The 22559-nt window shown below is 41.8% G+C and carries 26 protein-coding genes; 21 read left to right on the top strand and 5 right to left on the bottom strand.

The window, feature by feature from the left end; all coding sequences use genetic code 11:
• Nucleotides 1–299: 299 nt before the first annotated feature.
• Nucleotides 300–1028, bottom strand: a complete 729-nt coding sequence (sigK, locus tag MHB69_RS11825) for an RNA polymerase sporulation sigma factor SigK (protein ID WP_034738387.1) — start codon at nucleotides 1026–1028, stop codon at nucleotides 300–302.
• A 221-nt stretch (nucleotides 1029–1249) separates the two neighbouring features.
• Between sigK and MHB69_RS11820 the strand changes: the two genes are divergently transcribed.
• The 4 genes from MHB69_RS11820 to MHB69_RS11805 all read left to right on the top strand — a co-directional run bounded on the left by MHB69_RS11820 (nucleotide 1250) and on the right by MHB69_RS11805 (nucleotide 4310).
• Complete coding sequence (locus tag MHB69_RS11820; protein WP_024427938.1) at nucleotides 1250–2371, top strand: tetratricopeptide repeat protein; 1122 nt, start codon at nucleotides 1250–1252, stop codon at nucleotides 2369–2371.
• A gap of 157 nt (nucleotides 2372–2528) precedes the next feature.
• Nucleotides 2529–3269, top strand: coding sequence for a polysaccharide deacetylase family protein (locus MHB69_RS11815; RefSeq protein ID WP_144496230.1), 741 nt, complete (start codon nucleotides 2529–2531; stop codon nucleotides 3267–3269).
• Nucleotides 3270–3353: 84 nt separating this feature from the next.
• Entirely contained in the window at nucleotides 3354–4082 is a 729-nt protein-coding gene (locus MHB69_RS11810; protein WP_259455941.1) for a GDSL-type esterase/lipase family protein, read from the top strand.
• Nucleotides 4083–4160: 78 nt separating this feature from the next.
• Nucleotides 4161–4310, top strand: a complete 150-nt coding sequence (locus tag MHB69_RS11805; RefSeq protein WP_162842499.1) for a hypothetical protein — start codon at nucleotides 4161–4163, stop codon at nucleotides 4308–4310.
• 135 nt (nucleotides 4311–4445) lie between these two features.
• On the opposite strand, the gene MHB69_RS11800 is transcribed toward MHB69_RS11805, so the two are convergent.
• A complete protein-coding gene (locus MHB69_RS11800) occupies nucleotides 4446–4586 on the bottom strand; it encodes a sporulation histidine kinase inhibitor Sda (protein WP_003217327.1) in 141 nt (46 codons plus the stop codon).
• A gap of 361 nt (nucleotides 4587–4947) precedes the next feature.
• On the opposite strand from MHB69_RS11800, the gene MHB69_RS11795 reads away from it, so the two are divergent.
• Genes MHB69_RS11795 through MHB69_RS11760 form a run of 8 tightly spaced genes read left to right on the top strand, consistent with a single transcriptional unit; the run spans nucleotide 4948 to nucleotide 9965 of the window.
• The gene (locus MHB69_RS11795) at nucleotides 4948–5469 is read left to right on the top strand and encodes a YqeG family HAD IIIA-type phosphatase (RefSeq protein ID WP_008356191.1); all 522 of its coding nucleotides are present in this window, start codon (nucleotides 4948–4950) and stop codon (nucleotides 5467–5469) included.
• A 2-nt stretch (nucleotides 5470–5471) separates the two neighbouring features.
• The gene (yqeH, locus tag MHB69_RS11790; protein ID WP_025092936.1) at nucleotides 5472–6572 is read left to right on the top strand and encodes a ribosome biogenesis GTPase YqeH; all 1101 of its coding nucleotides are present in this window, start codon (nucleotides 5472–5474) and stop codon (nucleotides 6570–6572) included.
• Between the two features lie 21 nt (nucleotides 6573–6593).
• The gene (gene aroE, locus MHB69_RS11785; protein ID WP_046311834.1) at nucleotides 6594–7436 is read left to right on the top strand and encodes a shikimate dehydrogenase; all 843 of its coding nucleotides are present in this window, start codon (nucleotides 6594–6596) and stop codon (nucleotides 7434–7436) included.
• Nucleotides 7430–7720: a ribosome assembly RNA-binding protein YhbY gene (yhbY, locus tag MHB69_RS11780; protein WP_008342507.1), complete on the top strand. Its 291-nt coding sequence runs from the start codon at nucleotides 7430–7432 to the stop codon at nucleotides 7718–7720. The genes aroE and yhbY overlap by 7 nt, the downstream gene beginning before the upstream one ends.
• A gap of 13 nt (nucleotides 7721–7733) precedes the next feature.
• Entirely contained in the window at nucleotides 7734–8303 is a 570-nt protein-coding gene (locus MHB69_RS11775; RefSeq protein ID WP_034280081.1) for a nicotinate-nucleotide adenylyltransferase, read from the top strand.
• Nucleotides 8293–8856: a bis(5'-nucleosyl)-tetraphosphatase (symmetrical) YqeK gene (gene yqeK, locus MHB69_RS11770; RefSeq protein ID WP_034280084.1), complete on the top strand. Its 564-nt coding sequence runs from the start codon at nucleotides 8293–8295 to the stop codon at nucleotides 8854–8856. The genes MHB69_RS11775 and yqeK overlap by 11 nt, the downstream gene beginning before the upstream one ends.
• Nucleotides 8857–8868: 12 nt before the next feature.
• Complete coding sequence (rsfS, locus tag MHB69_RS11765) at nucleotides 8869–9225, top strand: ribosome silencing factor (RefSeq protein WP_046311830.1); 357 nt, start codon at nucleotides 8869–8871, stop codon at nucleotides 9223–9225.
• Entirely contained in the window at nucleotides 9222–9965 is a 744-nt protein-coding gene (locus MHB69_RS11760) for a class I SAM-dependent methyltransferase (protein WP_041106941.1), read from the top strand. The genes rsfS and MHB69_RS11760 overlap by 4 nt, the downstream gene beginning before the upstream one ends.
• A 48-nt stretch (nucleotides 9966–10013) precedes the next feature.
• Here the strand turns inward: MHB69_RS11760 and comER are convergent, their stop codons facing one another.
• Complete coding sequence (comER, locus tag MHB69_RS11755; protein WP_024423047.1) at nucleotides 10014–10862, bottom strand: late competence protein ComER; 849 nt, start codon at nucleotides 10860–10862, stop codon at nucleotides 10014–10016.
• Between the two features lie 90 nt (nucleotides 10863–10952).
• On the opposite strand from comER, the gene MHB69_RS11750 reads away from it, so the two are divergent.
• The 3 genes from MHB69_RS11750 (at nucleotide 10953) to MHB69_RS11740 (ending at nucleotide 14537) form a co-directional block, all read left to right on the top strand.
• Complete coding sequence (locus tag MHB69_RS11750; protein ID WP_046311827.1) at nucleotides 10953–11582, top strand: helix-hairpin-helix domain-containing protein; 630 nt, start codon at nucleotides 10953–10955, stop codon at nucleotides 11580–11582.
• 65 nt (nucleotides 11583–11647) lie between these two features.
• Complete coding sequence (locus MHB69_RS11745) at nucleotides 11648–12217, top strand: ComE operon protein 2 (RefSeq protein WP_024423045.1); 570 nt, start codon at nucleotides 11648–11650, stop codon at nucleotides 12215–12217.
• The gene (locus tag MHB69_RS11740; protein WP_342496235.1) at nucleotides 12210–14537 is read left to right on the top strand and encodes a DNA internalization-related competence protein ComEC/Rec2; all 2328 of its coding nucleotides are present in this window, start codon (nucleotides 12210–12212) and stop codon (nucleotides 14535–14537) included. Before MHB69_RS11745 ends, MHB69_RS11740 begins: the two co-directional genes overlap by 8 nt.
• 40 nt (nucleotides 14538–14577) lie before the next feature.
• On the opposite strand, the gene MHB69_RS11735 is transcribed toward MHB69_RS11740, so the two are convergent.
• A complete protein-coding gene (locus MHB69_RS11735; RefSeq protein WP_012010638.1) occupies nucleotides 14578–14712 on the bottom strand; it encodes a YqzM family protein in 135 nt (44 codons plus the stop codon).
• Nucleotides 14713–14948: 236 nt separating this feature from the next.
• Here MHB69_RS11735 and holA point away from each other — a divergent pair, with 236 nt between their 5' ends.
• The gene (gene holA, locus MHB69_RS11730; RefSeq protein WP_081124593.1) at nucleotides 14949–15968 is read left to right on the top strand and encodes a DNA polymerase III subunit delta; all 1020 of its coding nucleotides are present in this window, start codon (nucleotides 14949–14951) and stop codon (nucleotides 15966–15968) included.
• A gap of 134 nt (nucleotides 15969–16102) precedes the next feature.
• Here the strand turns inward: holA and rpsT are convergent, their stop codons facing one another.
• Entirely contained in the window at nucleotides 16103–16369 is a 267-nt protein-coding gene (gene rpsT, locus MHB69_RS11725; RefSeq protein ID WP_024423042.1) for a 30S ribosomal protein S20, read from the bottom strand.
• A gap of 198 nt (nucleotides 16370–16567) precedes the next feature.
• Here rpsT and gpr point away from each other — a divergent pair, with 198 nt between their 5' ends.
• The 5 genes from gpr to hemW all read left to right on the top strand — a co-directional run bounded on the left by gpr (nucleotide 16568) and on the right by hemW (nucleotide 22538).
• Nucleotides 16568–17683, top strand: coding sequence for a GPR endopeptidase (gpr, locus tag MHB69_RS11720; protein ID WP_081124592.1), 1116 nt, complete (start codon nucleotides 16568–16570; stop codon nucleotides 17681–17683).
• A 66-nt stretch (nucleotides 17684–17749) separates the two neighbouring features.
• On the top strand, nucleotides 17750–18958 hold the full coding sequence (locus MHB69_RS11715; RefSeq protein WP_046311822.1) for a stage II sporulation protein P: 1209 nt from the start codon (nucleotides 17750–17752) through the stop codon (nucleotides 18956–18958).
• A 13-nt stretch (nucleotides 18959–18971) separates the two neighbouring features.
• On the top strand, nucleotides 18972–19304 hold the full coding sequence (locus MHB69_RS11710) for a YqxA family protein (protein ID WP_024423039.1): 333 nt from the start codon (nucleotides 18972–18974) through the stop codon (nucleotides 19302–19304).
• Nucleotides 19305–19445: 141 nt separating this feature from the next.
• Complete coding sequence (gene lepA / locus MHB69_RS11705) at nucleotides 19446–21284, top strand: translation elongation factor 4 (RefSeq protein ID WP_024423038.1); 1839 nt, start codon at nucleotides 19446–19448, stop codon at nucleotides 21282–21284.
• Nucleotides 21285–21398: 114 nt separating this feature from the next.
• Nucleotides 21399–22538, top strand: coding sequence for a radical SAM family heme chaperone HemW (gene hemW / locus MHB69_RS11700; RefSeq protein ID WP_081124591.1), 1140 nt, complete (start codon nucleotides 21399–21401; stop codon nucleotides 22536–22538).
• Nucleotides 22539–22559: the final 21 nt, after the last annotated feature.

The raw sequence follows: 22559 nt of genomic DNA, 5'->3' as shown, positions 1-22559 counted from the left end.
AAGAATACACGAAGCATCATATTTTATTTTTTCGTATTTAAATTTTTTAAGCATTAATGCAGAATACAATACTTATATGCAAATCGCTTTGCCATCATTTCCTGCAGTACTCTAAATAGTGGAGCATAATAAATTGATTTCCTTCATGCCTTAGTTCATGACCAAAACCTTGCCACTGTCCTTGAGGGCTAAGGCGGCAGCTATTATCAAAAGAAATGCAGAGAGACAGTAGCTTAGTGCCGAAATCAAAAACAGACCTCGCGAGGTCTGTTTTTGTTAGAAGTTAGGGAAATCCATTTTCACTTCCCCTTCTCCCGCTTTCGTTTCTCCTTCTCCGCCCGGTAAAACTCATGAAACATCTTCATCAGCGCGCGCTTCTCAATACGTGACACATAGCTCCGCGATATCCCGAGCTCCTTGGCTATTTCCCGCTGCGTTTTTTCTTTCTTTAAATCAAGGCCGAACCTGCCGACGATGACTTCTTTTTCTCGGCCGTCGAGAATGTCGATATACTCTTTTACTTTTTCAAGCTCCATGTTGAGCTGAATGGTATCGATCACATCTTCATTTTCAGATTTTAAGACATCGATTAATGAAATTTCGTTGCCTTCTTTATCCTGACCGATGGGATCATGCAAGGAGACATCTTTTTTCGTTTTTTTGAGCGCGCGTAAATGCATGAGAATTTCATTTTCAATACACCGCGCCGCATACGTTGCCAGCTTTGTTCCTTTTCCAGAGGAATAGCTTTCGATGGCTTTAATGAGTCCGATCGTCCCGATGGAGATGAGGTCTTCAGCGTCTTCCCCGGTATTTTCAAATTTCTTTACAATATGGGCGACGAGCCGAAGGTTATGTTCAATCAGCATGTTTCTTGCATGTTCATCGCCCTGTGCCATGAGGGCTAAGTATTTTTTTTCATCATCTCCCGAAAGGGGCTGTGGAAAGGCATTGTTTTTGACATAGGACACTAAAAACACCAATTCTTTGACCATCAATCCCATCGCTGTAAATACTCCTGCCACGATTTTCACCTCCACCATGTTTAGGCCGCTGCCTATATCCTCAAATGTATGTGAAGGGGGGATTGTCTGTGTCTGTACGATGAAAAAATCATGTTTTTCGAAAAATGTTCGTCTCTTTTTACAGCTCCCCTCATATGTTTGCGGTTTCTTTGCGGTGCTTGGCGGTCAAGAAGCGTGCTAAAATATGTAATATTAGACCGAAAAGGAAGGGGTTTTTTCGGAACATGGGGAAGGTTCTATCTTCACATGTAGGTATGAAAATTAATGAATGGTATCGAATGATACGGCAGTTCAGTGTTCCAGATGCGGAAATCTTGAAAGCGGAAGTTGAAGCGGAAATTGAACAGATGGAAGAGGACCAGCATTTACTGATTTATTATCAGCTCATGTGTTTTCGGCACCAAATCATGCTTGACTATATACACCCTTCAAAATATCAACCTTTCTCAGTATCTAATCTAGTCGATAAAATCGAAAACTCCAATCATGAGTTATCTGATATGCTGCATTATTACCATGCATTTTTTCGTGGCATGCATGAATTTAGTCAAAAAGAATATTTAGAAGCCGTCAAATATTATCGAGTCGCAGAAAAGCAGCTGTCCATGGTATTTGATGATATTGAGCAGGCAGAGTTTCATTTTAAAGTGGCAGAAGCCTACTATATCATGAAACAAACACATGTCTCCATGCACCATATTTTAAAGGCGCTGGAAATATACGATCAGCATGATGCGTATACCATTCGCATCATTCAATGTCTCTTTGTCATCTCAGGAAATTATCAAGATTTAAAACGAAAAGACCGGGCATTGCCTCATTTAAAAAAGGCAAAACAGCTCGCATCTCAAATTGATCACCCGCGCATATACAGTTCAGCGCTCTATAATTTAGGAAAATGTTATGGTGAGCTTGGCTATAGAGAGGAAGCGGAACGATATTTAACGGAATCTGCTGATCTTGCCCGCAAAGAGCTGCTTCCAACGCTTCCGCATACGCTCTATACGCTGGCGAAGCTGCTTTTTAGACAGAATGAACAGGCGGATGCCCTGCGCATATTAGAAGATGGGAAATTGGCTGCAAAGAAGCATGAAGACCAGCTGTTCTGTCATATGTTTGAGTACCTGGATGCTTTATATGTTCAGGAAATCAATGAAGACCAACTGCAAAAAACCATTGATTATTTGGAAAAACTTAGCCTATACTCTTATATAGAGGATATCTCACTAGAAATTGCGACAGCCTTAGAAGCCTCTCAACAATACAAGAAGTCCAACCAGTATTATCAGAAATTATTATGGGCTCAAAATCAAATCCAAGAAGGAGAGTGTCTGTATGAATTCTAAGCAACGTTCGACAGTTGAAGAGAGAAACCAAACGTGAAACAAAGAGCGGGCCAATATGGCCGGCTTTTTTTATTTGAAAAAAAAGCGGATATGAGCATGAATTGATGAGAAAGCGGGCAATTTATCGGTAATGATGTTCGGTGGAGGAGGCGGTCGAATGAGAGGGCTGCATATCTTGATGTGTATATGGCTGCTATGTGCTTTTATGCCTAATAAAATAGAGGCACGTACATTAAAACGAGTCGATCTTGAAAAAACGGGACGTGCCTTTTGGGATGTGAGAGCGGAACGGAAAAAGATTGCGATCACCTTTGATGATGGACCTCATCCAGTGTATACAAATCAAATATTGGATGTGCTGAAGGAGCATCAAGTGAATGCAAGCTTTTTTGTGATAGGGAGCCGAATTCATACATATCCAATGATCGCAGAACGGATTGTGGACGAGGGGAATGAACTAGGCAATCATACGATGAATCATACGTATTTTGACCTTTTGTCGTCAAAGGAGATCAAGCGGGAATTAAAAGAATCAGCGGCCCATATCGCTTCACTCCAGCCTGGCGGTCCCTTATTATTTCGCCCTCCTGGTGGACGCTTAACAATGAAATCATTCCGCATTCTATCAAAGCAAGGGTACGATGTGGTCATGTGGTCCTTTACGCAAGATCCGAAGGACTGGTCAAGACCAGGCGCACGTAAAATTGCAAGCCGAATCATTGATCATATTCAAGGCGGCGATATTATCCTTTTACATGATGGCGGGGGAAATCGCAAGCAAACGGTAGAAGCATTGAAACAAGTAATTCCTGAGTTGAAGAAGAGGGGCTATGAATTTGTAAAAGTAAGTGAACTGCTGCACCACGACAAAGCATATATGCCTGTTCAGATGCAATAGGCAGCATTCGTCAAAAACATTCATTCATTGAAACCAAAAGTCTTGTCGTTTACTATATGAAGAGGGCTTTTGGAGGTGAATGTTGTGAAGAAATATGTTTTCCTTTTCATCCTATTATGTGTTGCTGCTGGATGCTCTAAGCCAGTACAAGAAAGCGTCATTGCATTTGGTGACAGCAATACAAGAGGATCAAACTGGGACTTTCGAGATTATCCAACATCTGAAAAATGGGTGAATCTCATGAAAAACGTCGAGCGCGGCCAAATTCAAGTGAAGAATGCAGGCATTGGCGGGCAGACGACTGAAGACGCGAAACTGCGCTTTGAGCAGGATATTTTAAACCAGAAACCAACTTACGTCCTCATCATGTTCGGCACGAATGATGCGGCGATTTTAGACGGGAAACATCCCCGAGTGACGAAAAAACGGTTTAAAGAAAATTTAATCTACTTTGTTTCTGAAAGTAGAAAAGAAGGCATAACCCCGATTCTCATGACCTGTGTGCCTGTTGTAGAAGGCGGGAAAAAGGGCTTGTATTATTACTCTAGATATAAGTCATCTTATTTTGCCGGGAGAGGCGGGGCAAGAGCCTGGCAAAACTCTTATAATGATATCACCAGAGAAGTAGCGAATGATGAGCAGGTGCCGCTTGTCGACAACTGGAAAGCTTTCATCCGAGAAGCTGGAGAAGATAGTGATCATGCCCTGATTCAGTCAGGTTTGATCGACCCTTCTGGCAATCATATGACACCAAAAGGGGCGAGAATTATTTATAACGAAATCAAAGAGCGTGATGTCATCAAACATTTTTAAATGATGGCCATCTGCCTAAACAAGACCATCCATCCAGCATAGTCTAACAGTATATCTTCCTAGAAGGAGGTAACTGATATGTGGGGATGTCCTTATCCTTACCCTGCGTGTTCGCCTTATCCAGCACAAGGAGCAGGAATCGGTTACGCTTTTCTTGTTGTGTTCCTTGTGGTCATTTTAGTCGTAGGCGGAGGGTTATGGTTTTGGAATGAACAGCCTTGCAATTAAGACACCTCTTCTTTCATCAGAAGGGGTGTTTTTTACGGAAAATAGTAGTAAGCCTATAGCGCAAGTGATATAATATCAGTCACCTGAGTTTAAAAAAGGAGAGTGCTCGGGAGGCATGGTTCCTGTGATATGGAATTAAGAGGAAACAGAGAGCATATGCCCGAGCGAACGTCTTTTCATTTCTGTCTCAATTAATTCAATGAAGTCGCGATTTAAGTTCATTTCATTTGCTTTATAATACGATTCTATAAGTAAATCATCTGACAGCTTTTTCATACTAGAAACCCATATGATGGGAAAAACACCTCCCCTGAAAAAGTTGGCATAAAATTTGAGGAAAAGACATATCATCATAGGTTGATCGACTGTCTTTGAAGTACCTTTAATCTACCATGAATGGGAAACAAGAACAATCGTTCTGTTATCCACATGGTTAAGTGGATAACTTGTGGGTAGAGTGTTTATAATTGAATGAAAGCGTGATGGAATATAGGTGGATAATGTGTGTAAAATTATCCACACCTGTTGAAGGTCCTCATCATATGTCGAAAACTTTTTCATTGTATTCGATAGACAGACAAATTGTGATTTGATTCGACACAATCGCTGAAAACCAATGGAAGAAAGGGTGCAAATTGTGCTAAAGAAGTATTTCTTACCGGATGAATTTGTGAAAAGTATTTTCCACATTTCACCGCAAAAATTAAAAGAACGAAATGTAAAAGGAATTATTACCGATCTAGATAACACACTAGTAGAATGGGACCGTCCAAGTGCGACACCGCGCTTAATTGAATGGTTTCAAGAAATGAAAGATCACGGGATACAAGTGACGATTGTATCGAACAATAATGAAAAAAGGGTCAAGCTTTTTTCTGAACCGGTTCATATTCCGTTTATTTATAAAGCGAGAAAGCCTATGGGAAGAGCCTTTAATAAGGCAGTCGCTGATATGCAGTTGAAAAAAGAAGATGTGGTTGTCATTGGAGATCAGCTCATGACAGATGTTCTTGGCGGGAATCGCCATGGCTTCCATACGATTTTGGTCGTTCCTGTTGCTGCCTCGGACGGATTTTTCACAAAGTTTAACAGGCAGATTGAACGCAGAATTTTAGGAGCCTTAAAGCGTAAGGGCCACATTCAGTGGGAGGAAGAGTAATAATGGAAAAGGTTGTTTGTATTGGCTGCGGTGTAGCCATTCAGACGGAAGATAAAGATCAATTAGGATATGCGCCGGCAGCATCTCTATTGAAAGAAGATGTGATCTGTCAGCGCTGTTTTAGGTTAAAGAACTACAATGAGATTCAAGATGTTTCTTTAACAGAAGACGACTTTTTAAATATATTGCACAGCATTGGAGAGACAGATTCTCTCATTGTGAAGGTCGTTGATATTTTTGACTTTAACGGAAGCTGGATCAATGGGCTGAACCGTATTGTCGGCGGTAATCCGATTTTACTTGTCGGCAACAAAGTGGATATTTTACCGAAATCCGTGAAAAAAGATCGTCTGATTCATTGGATGAAACGGGAAGCAAAGGAAAACGGATTAAATCCTATCGATGTTTTCTTAATCAGTGCAAGCAGAGGCCAGGGTGTGCCTGAGGTGATGGAAGCGATCGATCATTACCGCGAGGGAAGAAATGTCTATGTTGTCGGCTGTACGAATGTTGGAAAATCAACATTTATCAATCGAATCATCAAAGAAGTATCTGGCGAAGAGAACGTTATTACTACATCCCAATATCCAGGTACTACACTTGATGCGATTGAAATTCCGCTTGATGACGGGTCTGCTTTATTTGATACGCCGGGCATCATCAACCGCCATCAAATGGCGCACTATGTCAGCAAAAATGACTTGAAGATTTTAACGCCGAAAAAAGAATTGAAACCGAGAACGTTCCAATTAAATGAAGCACAAACGCTTTATTTTGGCGGACTGGCTCGATTTGATTACGTAAAAGGCGGCAGAACATCATTTGTCTGCTATATGCCAAATGAGCTGAACATTCACCGGACAAAGCTGGAGAACGCAGATGATTTATATGAAAAACATGCAGGGGAACTCTTGTCACCGCCATCAAAAGAGGGAATGGAAGATTTCCCGCCGCTCGTTCCGCATACCTTTACCATTGATCAGCCAAAAATGGACATCGTCTTTTCAGGTTTAGGCTGGGTTACTGCAAATGATGCGGGCAAGCAAATCAAAGTTTATGCGCCAAAAGGCGTTCATGTGTTTATGAGACGTTCGTTAATTTAAATGTTCAAAGGGGGAGAGACCTTGAAACCTTTATACGGAGTAATCGGTAACCCTGTTGGCCACTCAATGTCTCCGGATATTCATAATGCAGCACTAAAGGACGCTGGAATTGATGGACATTATCATGGCTTTCAAGTAGAAAGTGATGACCTGAAAGATGCGATTAGCGGCATGAAAGCGTTAGGAATCAGCGGCATTAACGTCACTGTTCCTCACAAGGTAGAAATCATGCAGTACCTCGACAAAATTGATGTGACAGCTGAACGCCTCGGTGCCGTCAATACGGTGAGGCTCGAAGGGGGTCAGCTCGTTGGGTACAATACAGATGGAGAAGGCTTTCTTCATTCATTGCTTGAAGCCTTGGATCAGCCGCTATCAGAGCTGTCATTTCTCTTGATTGGTGCTGGCGGAGCGGCAAGAGCGATTTATACGACAATTGCTCAGTATGCACCGAAGAGCTTTGATATTACGAACCGCACCATTGAAAAAGCTGAAGCTTTAATTGAAAGTGCAGAGGGGAAAATCACATCTCAAGCAATCACATTAAATGCAGCGGAAGAGCGGCTTGGGGAATATGATGTCATCATCCATACGACCTCGATCGGCATGTATCCGAATGTTGAAGAAACCCCGATTTCTTTAGCGAACGCAAAAAAAACAGCGGTCGTTTGTGATATTGTGTATAATCCAATAGAAACAAAACTGCTCAGTGAAGCAGCAGGTTTAGGCTTGAAAACAGTGGATGGGGTTGGCATGTTTGTTGGACAAGCAGTAAGAGCCTTTGAACTGTGGACAGGCATTACACCTGACGCCGGAAAAATGAAGTCAATTGTTATAGAGAAATTAGGAGGAACACCATGTTAAAAGGTAAGCAAAAACGTTTTTTACGTGCACAAGCACATCATTTATCACCTATTTTTCAAGTTGGAAAAGGCGGGGTGAATGACAATATGGTCAAGCAAATTTCCGAGGCGCTTGAAGCAAGAGAACTGTTAAAGGTCAGCGTATTGCAAAATTGCGACGAGGACAAAACGGAAGTTGCGAAAGCACTTGTAAAAGGTGCAAAGGCTGAACTCGTTCAAACGATCGGAAATGTGATTGTCCTTTACAAAGAATCTAAGGAAAATAAACAAATTAAGCTGCCGTAAAGGTGGATGCGATATGAAAAAAATAGGGTTGTTCGGCGGTACGTTTGATCCTCCCCATAACGGGCATTTGCTGATGGCAAGTGAGGTGCGGATTCAAGTGGGGCTTGATGAAATTTGGTTTATCCCAAACCATATGCCTCCTCATAAAACTGGACGGAAACGAGCAGATAGTCATCACCGGATAAAAATGGTGGAGGCGGCGATTCAGTCAAATCCATATTTTCGGCTCGAGCTCATTGAAATGGAGCGGGAGGGTCCGTCTTATACGGTAGATACAGTCGATCTGTTAAAGAAGCGTCATCCAGAAGATCAGTTTTTTTTTATGATAGGAGCGGACATGGTCGAGTATTTGCCAAAATGGCATCGGATCGATGATTTGCTTCAAATGATCACCTTTATTGGGATGAAAAGGCCGGGTTACGTTGGAAGTACGGGATATCCTGTTTTATTTGCAGATGTTCCAGCTTTTGATGTATCATCGACATTGATTAGGCAGCGAATAGAGCAGGGGAACCCTGTCGATTATTTGATTCCGAAAGCTGTTGAGCGTTATATAAAGGAGCATCATTTATATGAATCGTGAAGAAGCATTGAACTGTGTCAAAGAGCAGTTAACAGAGCATAGATATACACATACACTCGGAGTCATGGAGACAGCCATTTCATTAGCGGAACGGTTCGGTGCAGATGTGAAAAAAGCAGAGATCGCCGCTATTTTTCATGATTATGCGAAATTTAGACCAAAAGAAGAAATGAAGGGGATTATCCAAAAAGAACAGATGAACCCTTTATTGCTTGAATATTCGCCCGAGCTTTGGCACGCCCCGGTTGGTGCCTATTTGGTCAAAAAAGAAGCTGGAATTGATGATCAAGATGTGTTAACAGCTATTGAATTTCATACTTCCGGCAGACCAGACATGACCTTACTTGAAAAAGTCATTTATGTCGCAGATTATATTGAACCAGGACGTCATTTCCCTGGTGTCGAAGAAGTAAGGGAATTAGCAGAACATGATCTAGATCGTGCACTGATCCAATCATTAAAAAACACCATCAGTTTTCTAATGAAAAAGAATCAGCCAGTCTTTCCAGATACGCTTGCTACTTACAACTCGCTTGTGCATAAGAACAACTAAGGAGGAATTTGGATGGATTCATCATCAATTTTAAACGTCGCAGCAGGAGCATGCGATGATAAACGGGCTGAGGATATTATTGCCCTTAATATGCAAGGAATCTCACTTGTTGCAGATTATTTTCTCATTTGTCACGGGAATTCTGATAAACAAGTGCAAGCCATTGCAAGAGAAGTAAAACATTTTGCAGAGGAAAGCGGAATCGAAGTGAAGAAGATGGAAGGCTTTGATGAAGCAAGATGGGTATTGATTGACCTAGGTGATGTCATTGCCCATGTGTTCCACAAAGAAGAAAGAGGATACTACAATCTAGAAAAGCTATGGGGAGATGCGCCGAGAGAAACGCTTTCACTTGGCATTAACTCATGATTTATCAAGGGTTTGCAGGTGTGTATGACGAGCTCATGACACATGCACCTTATGATGAATGGGTTCAGTGGATCCAGCAGTATATGAAGCCGAATGCTGCCATCATCGATGTAGGCTGTGGAACTGGAGAGATTTCTCTTCGGTTAGCTGAAAAGGGCCACAAGGTCACAGGAATTGACCTCAGTGAAGAAATGCTGGCCTTCGCGCAGCAAAAAGCGCAGGCGAAAAAGCAGTCGATTCAATTTTTACATCAAGATATGAGAGAGGTTACGGGCTTTGAGCAAGCCTTCCAGGCAGCTGTTATTTGCTGTGATTCCTTGAATTACTTAAAAAACGAAAATGACGTCAAAAAAACCTTTAAAAACATGTTTCAGCTTTTAGAGGCAGATGGGGTTTTACTTTTTGATGTTCATACGCCTTATAAAATGGAAGAGGTATTCCCGGGTTCGACTTATGCAGATCAAGATGAAGAGATCAGCTATATTTGGCAGAGTGATAAAGGGGATGACATGTATTCGGTCATTCATGATTTAAGCTTTTTTGTAAAAGACGGAGACATGTATCAGCGTTATGATGAGACACATGAACAGCGCACATTTCCATTTGAAACATATGCAGCGTTCCTTGAGTCAGCTGGCTTTGAACAAATAGAAGTGACTGCTGATTTTACAAATGAAGCCCCCGGTGAATTCGCCGAAAGGTATTTCATCTCAGCTAAGAAACCAAAAACCATCGTTTAATAGAACGATGGTTTTTTAAAACCCTTTTTTCGCTTGTTGCAAAGATGATTAATTTCTGCGATCATCAGTGAACACGCTTGGCGGATATTGATGCGCAACCGCCTCTAGATCTTCATCGAATTTTTCATGGGTGTTTTGAAAGAGACGGTGAAACATATCTTGCACCCCTGCTTCAAGTGCTTTAATGCCTTCACCAGTGACGCCGCCTTTCACACATACTTTGTCTTGCAGTGTCGGAAGGGTATAGACTCTTTTTTCAATCAATCGGCCAAGTCCAACAAGCATATCCTCTGATAAGGTGGTGGCTTCTTCTTTGGAAATATCCGTTTCTTCTACGGCCGCTTCAATCATTTTCTGAACGAGAAAACTGATAAAAGCAGGTCCGCAGCTGACAATATCGGAAGCCGCTCTTGTAATCGAATGATGGATCTCGATAGGTGTTGAAATGCACGAAGCTAACTGTCTTAACGCAGTTTTCGTCGCGGCATTGCATGATGAACCAAAAGTTAAAAGTGATGCGCCTGATAAAGCGCGGTTTGTAATGCTTGGAATCAGCCTGGCTGTTTGACAAGGAACGATATCCTGAAGCTGTTCAGGATGAACCGGACTTGTAATGATGACAATGGTTTGCTGCTCCGTTAAAAGAGGGCTCAGCTCTTTTAACAGTGGATAAATATCAAGTGGTTTGACACAAACAAAAATGAAATCTTTATTCGTGACAGCCCCTGAAAGCTGTTTCGTTACTTCAAGCTCTGGATGGTTCTTTTTTATATTGAACGCTTTTTCAATGGTTCGGTTTGTAATAGTAATCGATGAGGGATTGACTGCCTTTGATTCAATAAATGCCTCAGTAAGTATGGTACCCATGTTTCCTGTACCGATTAACCCTATATTCAAACGTTCTCCCTCCTTAGACGCATTGGATCTGTTATCTTCTAAACAGTATGTTGAGCAGTAGAAAAATATGATTGAAAGAAGCGTGAGTAAGTGAAACGACTCATTTCATTAAAAAAATACAGTCTTTATATCGCCGCTGGACTCATAGTCGTGATCATCTTCAGTTTCTTCTTTTTCACTGGAAAAGGAGAGGGCAACAGAGAGCCAAGTGTATTGAAGGAAAATAAAGACATACAAGTCACATTAGAAGACAAACAAGAAAAGACAGAAAAAGAGCCATCGACGATTTTTGTAGAGGTCAAAGGAGCTGTAAGGAAGCCAGGTGTTTATACGTTTCAATCTGATGCTCGGGTAGAGGAAGCGATTCAAAGGGCAGGAGGCTTTACCAGCAAAGCAGACTCGATTGAAATCAACCAAGCAGCTAAATTAGAGGATAGTATGATGATTTATGTTCGGAAGCAGGGGGAAGCGGAAAGAGAGGCGCAAACAGCATCAGCTGACGCATCAACGGGCGTTGAAAAGAGTGAAGGTGTGAATGTCAATCAGGCCGATGCAGCCGAATTGCAAACCATTAACGGCATAGGACCAGCTAAAGCCGAAGCTATAATAATGTATAGAGAGGAACACGGAGAATTTCAACAAATTGAAGACTTGCGGAACATTTCAGGTTTTGGGGAAAAGACGATTGAACGGCTGAAAAGTCAATTGACCGTGAAGTAGAATTGACGTTAGAGAAGAAAGGCATGTACACTTAATATCAACCATCATTCTGGAGGGATCAGCTCGTGGAAAGAATTTCATGGAATCAATATTTTATGGCACAAAGCCATTTGCTTGCTTTACGAAGCACCTGTGAGCGGTTAGCTGTTGGGGCGACCATCGTAAGGGACAAGCGCATCATTGCAGGGGGGTATAATGGCTCCATTGCCGGTGATGTTCATTGTGCGGATGTAGGGTGCTATGTCATTGATCATCACTGTGTTCGCACCATCCATGCGGAAATGAATGCTATTTTACAATGTGCCAAATTTGGTGCACCTACAGCTGATGCTGAAATATATGTCACACATTTTCCTTGTTTACAGTGCTGTAAAGCCATCATTCAAGCGGGCATACGAACAGTGTACTATGCAAAGGATTATAAAAATCATCCATATGCGATTGATTTATTCGAGCAGGCGGGTGTTCAAACAGAGCAAGTTGAATTAGATGAAATGATCATCGACTTAAAAAATCAAGAAAAATTGGCCTTTGTTGCAGATTTAATTGGGAAGCTGAGTGAATCAGGACTTAGCGAAACAGAAATTCGCGATATGCATGAGAAGGCGAATCAATTATTTACTTCCTATGTTTAAATATTTGCCGTTTGGGGCAATTTCAGCAGCTGTTGGAATTGCTCTGGCTGCATATCATCTTCATATGTATTTCCTTCTCTTTCTTCTCATCATATTACTTCTCAGCCTACTGAAAAAAATGCCTCAGCTCTTTTTAATGGTCAGCCTATGCGGGGCTGTCTATATACTCATTTTTATGATTCATGAGTCTCTTGAAACGGATCAACCCGTACTAGAAAAATTCCTATCTGGTTCCGTTGTGATTGAAAGTATTCCGAAAACAGATGGCAATCGTTTTTCAGCGACTGTTTCAACAGACCATGAACAACTAGCCACTTTTTATACAATTCAAACAGAGCATGAAAAAGAGGCATTAAAAGAGGTAGAACCTGGTATGAGCTGTCACATGACAGGTGATGTTCGTCCAGCAAAGCACGCAACCATTCCTAACGGGTTTCAATACGATCAATTTTTAAAATCAAAAGGCATTGACGCCATTTTTCTGCCACAGTCGATCAAAAACTGTACAAAAAAAGACGGGTCTTCCTATTTTCTTCAAGTGATAAGGCAAAAGGGTTTGAAATTTTTAGAAGATCATGTGCCTAAACACTCTGTTGGCATTGTACAGGCACTAATTTTTGGCGATCGTGAGTTGATAGAACCTGACACATTAAGAGATTATCAAATGCTCGGCATTATTCATTTACTAGCGATCTCAGGATTGCATGTGCAAACGCTTCTTGCATGTTTATTTTGGTGTCTCCTTCGTGCAGGCGTGACAAGAGAGACAGCACGTATTCTTCTATTATGTTTTCTTCCAATTTATGCTTGTTTGACAGGTGCTGCACCATCTGTTTTAAGAGCTTGCCTCATGGCAGGAATCTATTTAGTGATGACTAGTCTGCCAAAAGAAATGAAACAGCCTTCTGCTGTGGTATTAAGTGCAACGTTTTTACTCTTATTAGCGGTTCATCCTCTTTATTTATTTGATATCGGATTTCAGCTTTCATTCGCGGTCACGTTTTTTATTTTGTTATCGACTAGGATTTTATCAAAAGCAAAAAGTTCAGTCATGCAATTATTCCTGATTTCCTTTATTGCACAGCTTGCTTCACTTCCTGTTCTTTTATATCATTTTCATCAATTCTCTTTACTGAGCGTACCTTTGAACATGATATTTGTTCCTTTATATACGACGGTCGTTATGCCGCTGTCCTTACTCTTTTTTATTCTCACTATCATTTATCTTCCGCTTGGACAAACATTGTTTCAGCTGCTTGATTCGGTGATTCAGCTTAGTCATCAATTGTCAGCCTATATGGCTGTTTTTGATGAATTCAACTTGATTTTTATGAAGTCTGCTTGGTGGCATATTCTGCTTGAGGTGAGCGCCTTAATTGTTCTGTTATTTGTGATGGAGAGCAAAACTTCTGTGAAATCCTATGCACTGCCGATCCTTTTTCTTATTGGTGTCTTGAGTGCACACTATTTCACCCCGAATTTTCTCGAAAAAGGGGAAGTGACAATGCTGGATGTAGGACAGGGGGATAGTTTGTTTATTCAGCTGCCCTATCGAAAGGGGCACCTGCTTGTGGATACAGGAGGCAGACTTTCTTTTGAAGAAGAACCGTGGAAAAAAAGACGTAAGGTGTCTACGATCGGTGATCAAACGCTGATCCCGTTTCTGCATTCTAAAGGAATAGCAAAACTTGATGTTCTTATTCTTACACATGCGGATCAAGACCATATGGGAGAAGCAGCTCGTTTAATCAAACGAAATAAAGTAAAGCGGCTGGCTATTCCAAAAGGCTTTGCACGGAGTCCAGAGGATGCGGAGCTGTTAAAAGAAGCAGCTGATCAAGGGATCATGATTGATGAATTAGAGAGAGGAGATCAGCTTCAGATTGGAGAGCAAATATTTCAGGTCCTTCATCCATCGCGTGATCGGGTTACAACTAAGAATAATGATTCACTCGTTTTGACATTTACTCTAGGCGGGAAGCGGTTTCTGCTCACTGGAGATCTTGAACAAGAAGGGGAGCGAGACATGATAGAAGCCTTTCCTCATCTGCGGGCAGATATCTTAAAGGTTGGACATCACGGGAGTAAAGGGTCAACAAGCGAAGAGTGGCTTCAGCATCTCAAGGCCTCACATGCACTCATTTCAGCAGGTGAACGCAATCGTTATCAGCATCCACATCAGGAAGTTTTGAAAAAATTAAAGGACCAGCAAATGAAGGTGTATCGTACAGATACCGACGGGAGCGTGACGTATGAATTTCTCGATGAGCAAGGAACGTTTTACACTCATCCTCCATATGATATCTTACAAAATCAATAAAAAAACTGCCGAAACGGCAGTTCATGTAACCTTCATGAAGTTAAGATCCAACGAGGTGTATAATGGTTGCCAAAATAAACATTGAGGCGAAAAATCCGAATGTGACGATAAAACCAACGGCTGAGTCGGTCACATCATTCCGCTTGCTTTGAACATTTTTTTCAAATTCATTCATTTTCATCCCTCCTGGCTAATTTTAGTATACTTGAACTCATTTGGAATTGCTAGAAGGTAAAGTAACCGTTTTCCATTTTATGATCATTTTATGAATATCGTCTGACAGCAGGCTGACCCGGGAGCTTGCGCCGGACGTTTACTATAAATGAGGAGGCGGCACTTTCAGCTTCCTCTTTACTAATGTCTTCACACACTTTAGGATAGAGGTGGAAGTGAAAGAGAGGGAGTCAATTGATGGTCTTTGATGTATGGAACAATTTAAAACGAGGGGATATCCATCCCGTTTATTGCTTATATGGGAAAGAAACATATTTACTGCAAGAAACCGCTGCTAAATTGAGACAAGCTGTAGTAGAGGAAGAAACGAAGGATTTTAATTACTCCGTCTTCGATATGGAAGAAGTGCCGCTTGAACAGGCTGTGAGGGATGCAGAAACATTTCCGTTTATGGGAGAAAGACGTCTCGTCGTGATCAAGAATCCTTATTTTCTTACTGCTGAAAAGAAAAAGGAAAAGATTGAGCATGAGCTTTCTGTATTAGAAGCTTATTTAGAAAAGCCAGCGCCCTATACCATTCTCGTGTTATTGGCACCATATGAAAAGCTGGATGAGCGTAAAAAAATCACCAAATTGCTAAAAAAGAAAGCTGCTGTCGTTGAGGCGAAAGAGTTAAACCCAAAAGAAACAACTGATTTCACCATCACACTGGTGAAGACAGAAGGAAAGACGATTACATCTGAAGCGGCTGAGCAGCTTGTGATGCTATGCGGCGGAAGTCTCTCCTCTCTATTCCAAGAGGTTCGGAAGCTAAGTACATATATTGGAGAGCGGGAAGAAATTGAGTTAGCAGATGTCAATCAGCTCGTTGCAAGAAGCTTAGAGCAAAATATTTTCGAGCTGATTAATCAAATCGTAAACAGGCGCCGCTCTGAGGCCATGCAGATGTTTTATGACCTGCTGAAGCAAAATGAGGAACCCATTAAAATATTAGCACTCATTTCAACTCAATTTCGATTGATTTTGCAGACGAAGTACTTCGCTCAGCAAGGCTATGGACAAAAACAAATTGCTTCAAATCTAAAAGTCCATCCGTTTCGGGTCAAACTTGCGATGGATCAGGCACGACTGTTTTCAGAAGAAGAGCTCAAGCAGATCGTCAAAGAGCTTTCAACGATTGATTATGAAATGAAAACCGGTAAAAAGGACAAGCAGCTGCTGTTAGAATTGTTCCTGCTTCGTTTGTTAGGCGCTTGAACATAAAAAAACGACCTTCTAAAAAGAGGGTCGTTTTTGTTTAGATGTATAATTGCCAGTCTGTCCTTAAGGCTCGGCCGGTCAGGACGGACGTACAGTTAAACAGGTGCCTCATCACTGAGGCGTTGCAAGCATTATGCAGAAAGTCCGTTTACTTGTTTAGCAAGTCTTGATTTGTAACGCGCAGCTGCGTTTTTGTGTACAAGACCAGTTTTAACGGCTTTGTCAATGCGTTTTGCAGCAGAAGCAAGAGCAGCTTTTGCTTGCTCAGCATCGTTGTTAGCTACAGAAACTTCAACTTGTTTAATCGCAGTACGCATCGCAGACTTGATTGTTACGTTATGTGCACGGCGTTCGTTATTCGTTTTTGTACGTTTGATCGCTGATTTAATATTTGGCATGTGTTTCACCTCCTAAGATACAACCTAAACACAATTGTCTTAAGGTTAAATCTTCACAATAGAACAAATTGTATTCTATCAAACACACCTTTAGAATGCAATATAAATGTAAAGTATTTTTCATTGATGACGTACTCGAATGTTTCTTTCAAGAGATGGAAAGACTACTGTTAATTACTTGGTGGAAGGAGTCTATTTATGGAGAAACAGAAACTTGATTTAAGCGTTTATCAAATCCGGACAGACCTCGCTGTTGAAACAAAAGAGATACTAGAACAAGAGAACAATCCGAATGTCGTCAAAAAGGACGGGATCCAAGGGATTGTCGAAAAGGAAAAAGATGAGCAGGGCATCCGCATACGCACTGTAGAAATCACGAAAGAAGGGGAGGCGCTGACCGGCAAAAAGGCAGGGACATACTTGACGTTTGAGGCGCAAGGTATTCGAGAGAAAGACTCTGAGATGCAAGAAAAAGTCGTCGAAGTCTTTGCCCATCATTTTGCTCAGTTTTTAAAAGACCGAGGCATTCAGGCTGATGCAAGCTGCCTTGTAGTAGGGCTGGGAAACTGGAATGTTACGCCAGATGCACTAGGTCCTCTCACAGTTGAAAACCTGCTTGTAACCCGCCATCTCTTTGAATTGCAGCCGGAAAATGTTCAGGAAGGCTATCGCCCGGTTTCCTCTTTGTCTCCAGGGGTGATGGGACTGACCGGTATTGAAACAAGTGACATTATCCAAGGTGTGATTGAGCGGTCTAAGCCTGATTTTGTCATCGCGGTCGATGCCCTTGCTGCTCGTGCGGTGGAACGAGTGAATACAACCATTCAAATTTCTGATACAGGTATCCATCCCGGTTCTGGTGTAGGGAATAAGCGAAAAGAATTAAGCAAAGAAACATTGGGCATTCCAGTGATTGCGATTGGCGTTCCGACAGTGGTGGATGCAGTAACGATTGCTAGTGACACAATTGATTATGTCTTAAAGCATTTTGGTAGAGAACTAAAAGATGATAGACCATCCCGCTCTCTTGTGCCGGCTGGTTTGACATTCGGGAAGAAAAAAGTACTTAACGAAGAAGACTTGCCAGATGAAGAAACGCGTCAGTCATTCTTAGGCATCGTAGGAACCCTTCCTGAAGAAGAAAAAAGGCAGCTGATCCACGAAGTGCTTGCGCCCCTGGGGCAAAATTTAATGGTCACGCCTAAGGAAGTCGATACATTCATTGATGATATGGCAAACGTACTTGCCAACGGATTAAACACAGCGCTTCATCAAAAAATCACTCAAGATAACATGGGTTCATATAATCATTAATCGGTTCTACTTTCTCTAGCTCGCTCATAGTGTAATTACTAGAAAGCGTGCTGGAGGGAGTAAATCATGAAAAAAAGACCCCGCCGTCCTCGACAGTTGGTCGTTGCGATTAATGGAACGAAAGTAGTAAAAAGCATCTTCTTATTTATTGCCTCTCTTGTTGTGGTGTTTGTGATATCAGGGGCTTTGACCTCTTTAAAACCCGAGCTGAGGCCGCAAGCCTCGTTATATGGTGTAGCAGATGAGCTCTCTGGCGCATTTTTTGCCACATTAATGGGCATGGAAAACCAATATTTCGCCTCAGCAGTTCCAGAAGCTCAAAAAGGATTTCATTTCTCTGGGCTGTCACTGAAGCTTGCAACCAGTATTAATTTAGAAGACCCGCGCAGTTTCCTAGGAAGAGAGCTCCCAGGATTTGAACATTTTGATACAAAAATCATCTTAGCGGGTGAAGGAACAGATTATACCAATATGCCAATGGAATCACCGCCGCCTAGTGAAGTAATCCAAGATGAAAAAGAAGCAAATTTGGCTGAGCTGGACAAGCTCGATGATGATACGCCGAAAAAGCCTGCCAAAGAACCGGACCGGTCAACAGGAAAACGAAAAGCTGTGTACATTTATCACACACATAATACGGAATCATATTTACCATTTTTAAAAGGAGAAACGAATCCAAATAATGCACGGCACTCAAAAGTGAATGTCACCCTTGTCGGCGACATGTTTGGAAAGGCGCTTGATCAGCAAGGAATCGGCAATACAGTCGACAAAACGGAAATTGAAAAAAGACTGTTAAAAAAAGGATTAAAGTATCCGCAGTCTTATAATGAATCAAGATTGGTCGTGAAAGAAGCCTTAGCGAAAAATGATGACCTCGATTATTTAATTGATATTCACCGGGACTCAAGAAGAAAGAAAGATACGACTGTCGAAATCAAAGGGAAGAAATATGCGAGAATTGCGTTTGTTGTTGGGAAGAAGAATCAAAGCTATGAGAAAAACTTAAAGCTTGCGACAGAGTTCCACCATTTGATGGAGAAAAAATATAAAGGTCTTAGTGTCGGTGTGTTTGCCAAAGGAGAAATTGGCGATAATGGAATCTATAATCAAGATTTATCCGACAAAGCCCTTCTTTTAGAATTTGGTGGAGTAGATAATAATATGGAAGAATTGAGAAATGCATCCAATGCGGCAGCTGATGTATTCAGCGATATTTTCTGGGACGCGGAAAAGGTTGACGGCAAAGCAAAGGATGAGAAAAAACGCTCTTAAGGTGGTGACGGGGATGGGCTCATTTATTGGAAAAACCATTATTTTAGGATTGGTCTTGCTGTTTGGTGTCTTTTTAGGAATGCAGCAAGCGAATAATGGCATGCTGCAAATGAAGGGCTACCATGATCCGCAATTAAAAGGAGCTTTCTCCATTCAAATGAACGACAATGAAGAGAAGGAAGCTTCTATCTTAGGAACGGCTGTTACAGAAAAGGATCTTGCCGAAAAACAAAAACAGCTGGAGGAAATAGAGGGCTTTAATGCCTTTTCCAAGGCAGGAAAAGCCCTGTCTGATGGCATGACACATGCAGCCCGTTCTCTTTATGATTGGGTGAATGGGAAATAAACGAATTTCATGAGGTATCACCCTTTTGATCAAAGCCGCTGACCAATAAGCGGCTTTTCTTGATTTCGATTGAATCTTTACAGCCCTATTGATATAATCTAACCTAGCGCAACCCGCGTTTTATAGTAGGAGTGATAGATTGTGACAGATAAAGAAAAACGATTAGAACGGCAATCAAGAATTCGAAATTTCTCCATTATCGCCCATATTGACCATGGGAAATCCACATTGGCGGACCGTATTTTGGAAAAAACGGCGGCGATTACGCAGCGGGAAATGAAAGAACAATTGCTTGATTCCATGGATTTAGAGCGTGAACGCGGCATAACGATTAAATTAAACTCTGTCCAGCTGAAGTATAAGGCGAAGGATGGAGAAGAATATATCATGCACCTGATTGATACACCAGGGCATGTCGACTTCACCTATGAGGTATCTCGAAGCCTAGCTGCCTGTGAGGGTGCGATTCTCGTAGTAGATGCAGCACAAGGAATTGAAGCACAGACACTTGCGAACGTTTATTTAGCTCTTGATAACAACTTAGAAATTCTTCCGATTATCAACAAAATCGATCTGCCAAGTGCAGAGCCTGAGCGTGTAAGAGAAGAAATTGAAGATGTCATCGGGTTGGATGCGTCTGAAGCTGTTCTCACCTCTGCTAAGGCGGGTATTGGAATCGAGGATATTTTAGAACAAATCGTTGAAAAGGTGCCGGCTCCCGCTGGAGATCCAGAAGCACCACTTCAAGCCCTTATTTTTGATTCTCTCTACGATGCGTATCGCGGCGTTATTGCGTACATACGAATTGTCGAAGGAACCGTCAGACCTGGTCAGAAAATTAAAATGATGGCGACGGGAAAAGAATTTGAAGTACTTGAAGTTGGCGTTTTCACACCAAAAGCCATGCCAACAGACGAACTCACCGTTGGAGATGTTGGCTACTTAACCGCTGCAATTAAAAATGTCGGTGATACACGTGTAGGGGATACGATCACAAGCGCGGAGAACCCTGCGAAAGAAGCACTTCCAGGATACAGAAAGCTAAACCCAATGGTATACTGCGGACTTTATCCGATTGATACAGCGAAATACAACGATTTACGAGAAGCGTTAGAAAAGCTTGAATTAAATGATTCTTCACTTCAATATGAGGCAGAGACATCCCAAGCACTTGGCTTCGGTTTCCGCTGCGGCTTCCTTGGAATGCTTCATATGGAAATCATCCAAGAACGGATTGAACGTGAATTTAAAATTGATCTGATTACGACAGCGCCAAGTGTTATTTATGATGTATATATGACAGATGGAGAAAAAATCGTCGTAGATAACCCATCCAATCTGCCTGATCCGCAAAAGATTGAGCGAATTGAAGAACCGTATGTAAAAGCCACAATGATGGTGCCGAATGACTATGTAGGCTCTGTGATGGAGCTTTGCCAAGGAAAACGCGGGAATTTCATTGATATGCAGTATCTTGATGCGAACCGCGTGAGCATTGTGTACGAAATTCCTTTGGCAGAGATCGTATACGAATTCTTTGATCAGCTAAAGTCCAACACAAAAGGCTATGCGTCCTTTGATTATGAGCTGATTGGCTATCGTCCTTCGACGCTGGTGAAGATGGATATCATGCTGAATGGCGAAAAAATCGATGCCCTTTCCTTTATTGTTCACCGTGATTATGCATATGAACGAGGCAAGATCATCGTAGAAAAGCTAAAAGAATTGATTCCACGCCAGCACTTTGAAGTACCGGTTCAAGCAGCAATCGGTCAAAAAATCGTTGCTCGTTCCACCATTAAAGCGATGCGTAAAAACGTACTTGCTAAATGTTATGGTGGAGACATTTCCCGGAAAAGAAAGCTTCTTGAGAAGCAAAAAGAAGGGAAAAAGCGCATGAAGCAAGTGGGCTCTGTTGAAGTCCCGCAAGAAGCATTTATGGCCGTGCTGAAGATGGACGACAGCACACCAAAAAAATAACATCCTCAAGGCTGCCTGCTTTACAATGTCTGCCTTGACGTTTATAGTCGATAACAAACAAAGACGCCGCAGCGATAAACTGCGGCTCTTTACCTGTAAAGAAGGTGTCATCAAATGAAAGCAGCATACATTCACATTCCATTTTGTGAGCATATTTGCCACTATTGTGATTTCAATAAATTTTTCATCAAAACGCAGCCAGTCGACGAATACTTAGCCGCTCTTGAGAAAGAGATGCAGCACACGATTGAGCAAAAAGGCGAGCAGGAACTAAAGACAATTTTTATTGGCGGGGGAACCCCGACATCACTGACTGTCAGTCAGCTAGACCAGCTCATGAACAGCATTCACAGCGTATTAAAGCCGACAAAAAATCTGATTGAATTTGCAGTAGAAGCAAACCCAGATGAATTATCGCTTGAGAAACTGCATGTGCTTAAAGCAGCCGGCGTGAATCGTCTGAGCTTTGGCGTTCAAACTTTTGAAGACGATTTACTCAAGAAAATTGGACGAGTTCATCAAAAGAAGGATGTCCTTACATCCTTTGAGCGAGCTAGAGCGGTTGGATTTGACAATATTAGCCTCGATCTCATGTTTGGCTTGCCGCATCAAGAAAAGCATCATGTGATGAATTCACTTGAGACGGCTTTCTCGCTGGGGGCAGAGCATTATTCGGTTTACTCACTCATCGTCGAGCCGAAAACCGTTTTTTATAACTTAATGCAAAAAGGAAAACTTCATTTACCGCCACAAGAACGTGAGGCTGAAATGTATGAGCTTGTGATGGATGAAATGGAGCGCCATGGATTAAAGCAGTACGAAATTAGCAATTACGCCAAACCTGGCTTTGAAAGCCAGCATAACCTGACCTATTGGAGCAATGAAGATTACTTCGGTTTTGGTGCAGGCGCACACGGGTATGTAGATGGCATCCGAAATGTGAACGCAGGGCCAGTGAAACATTATTTGGAGCTGATTGACCAAACAGGGTTCCCGTATAAGGAAACACATCAGGTCACAAAAGCAGAGCAAATAGAAGAAGAAATGTTTTTAGGTCTTCGAAAAATCGAAGGGGTGAAAAGCGCTGATTTCCAAGCAAAATATGGTGCTGCACCAGAAGCACTTTTTTCCACTGTTCTTGAAGATTTAGAAGAAAAAGGCCTCATTGTAAAAGATGACAAGGGGATACGTTTAACAAGAAAAGGAAAATTGTTAGGCAATGAAGTATTTCAAGCGTTTCTCGGTGAGTTATAATTGACATTTTAATTTGAGTTT

Origin of the sequence: Bacillus sp. FSL K6-0994, from assembly GCF_038630815.1 — a bacterium.
GTDB lineage: Bacteria > Bacillota > Bacilli > Bacillales > Bacillaceae > Bacillus > Bacillus safensis.
The sequence above is the reverse complement of the archived record's forward strand: the minus strand, read 5'-3'. Positions and strand labels throughout refer to the sequence as shown.

Coding starts and splice junctions, on each gene's coding strand:
- MHB69_RS11820 (WP_024427938.1), top strand. CDS start 1,250: ATGGGGAAGGTTCTATCTTCACATGTAGGTATGAAAATTAATGAATGG.
- MHB69_RS11815 (WP_144496230.1), top strand. CDS start 2,529: ATGAGAGGGCTGCATATCTTGATGTGTATATGGCTGCTATGTGCTTTT.
- MHB69_RS11805 (WP_162842499.1), top strand. CDS start 4,161: ATGTGGGGATGTCCTTATCCTTACCCTGCGTGTTCGCCTTATCCAGCA.
- MHB69_RS11800 (WP_003217327.1), bottom strand. CDS start 4,586: ATGAAAAAGCTGTCAGATGATTTACTTATAGAATCGTATTATAAAGCA.
- yqeH (WP_025092936.1), top strand. CDS start 5,472: ATGGAAAAGGTTGTTTGTATTGGCTGCGGTGTAGCCATTCAGACGGAA.
- yhbY (WP_008342507.1), top strand. CDS start 7,430: ATGTTAAAAGGTAAGCAAAAACGTTTTTTACGTGCACAAGCACATCAT.
- MHB69_RS11775 (WP_034280081.1), top strand. CDS start 7,734: ATGAAAAAAATAGGGTTGTTCGGCGGTACGTTTGATCCTCCCCATAAC.
- yqeK (WP_034280084.1), top strand. CDS start 8,293: ATGAATCGTGAAGAAGCATTGAACTGTGTCAAAGAGCAGTTAACAGAG.
- rsfS (WP_046311830.1), top strand. CDS start 8,869: ATGGATTCATCATCAATTTTAAACGTCGCAGCAGGAGCATGCGATGAT.
- MHB69_RS11760 (WP_041106941.1), top strand. CDS start 9,222: ATGATTTATCAAGGGTTTGCAGGTGTGTATGACGAGCTCATGACACAT.
- MHB69_RS11740 (WP_342496235.1), top strand. CDS start 12,210: ATGTTTAAATATTTGCCGTTTGGGGCAATTTCAGCAGCTGTTGGAATT.
- MHB69_RS11735 (WP_012010638.1), bottom strand. CDS start 14,712: ATGAATGAATTTGAAAAAAATGTTCAAAGCAAGCGGAATGATGTGACC.
- holA (WP_081124593.1), top strand. CDS start 14,949: ATGGTCTTTGATGTATGGAACAATTTAAAACGAGGGGATATCCATCCC.
- rpsT (WP_024423042.1), bottom strand. CDS start 16,369: ATGCCAAATATTAAATCAGCGATCAAACGTACAAAAACGAATAACGAA.
- gpr (WP_081124592.1), top strand. CDS start 16,568: ATGGAGAAACAGAAACTTGATTTAAGCGTTTATCAAATCCGGACAGAC.
- MHB69_RS11715 (WP_046311822.1), top strand. CDS start 17,750: ATGAAAAAAAGACCCCGCCGTCCTCGACAGTTGGTCGTTGCGATTAAT.
- MHB69_RS11710 (WP_024423039.1), top strand. CDS start 18,972: ATGGGCTCATTTATTGGAAAAACCATTATTTTAGGATTGGTCTTGCTG.
- hemW (WP_081124591.1), top strand. CDS start 21,399: ATGAAAGCAGCATACATTCACATTCCATTTTGTGAGCATATTTGCCAC.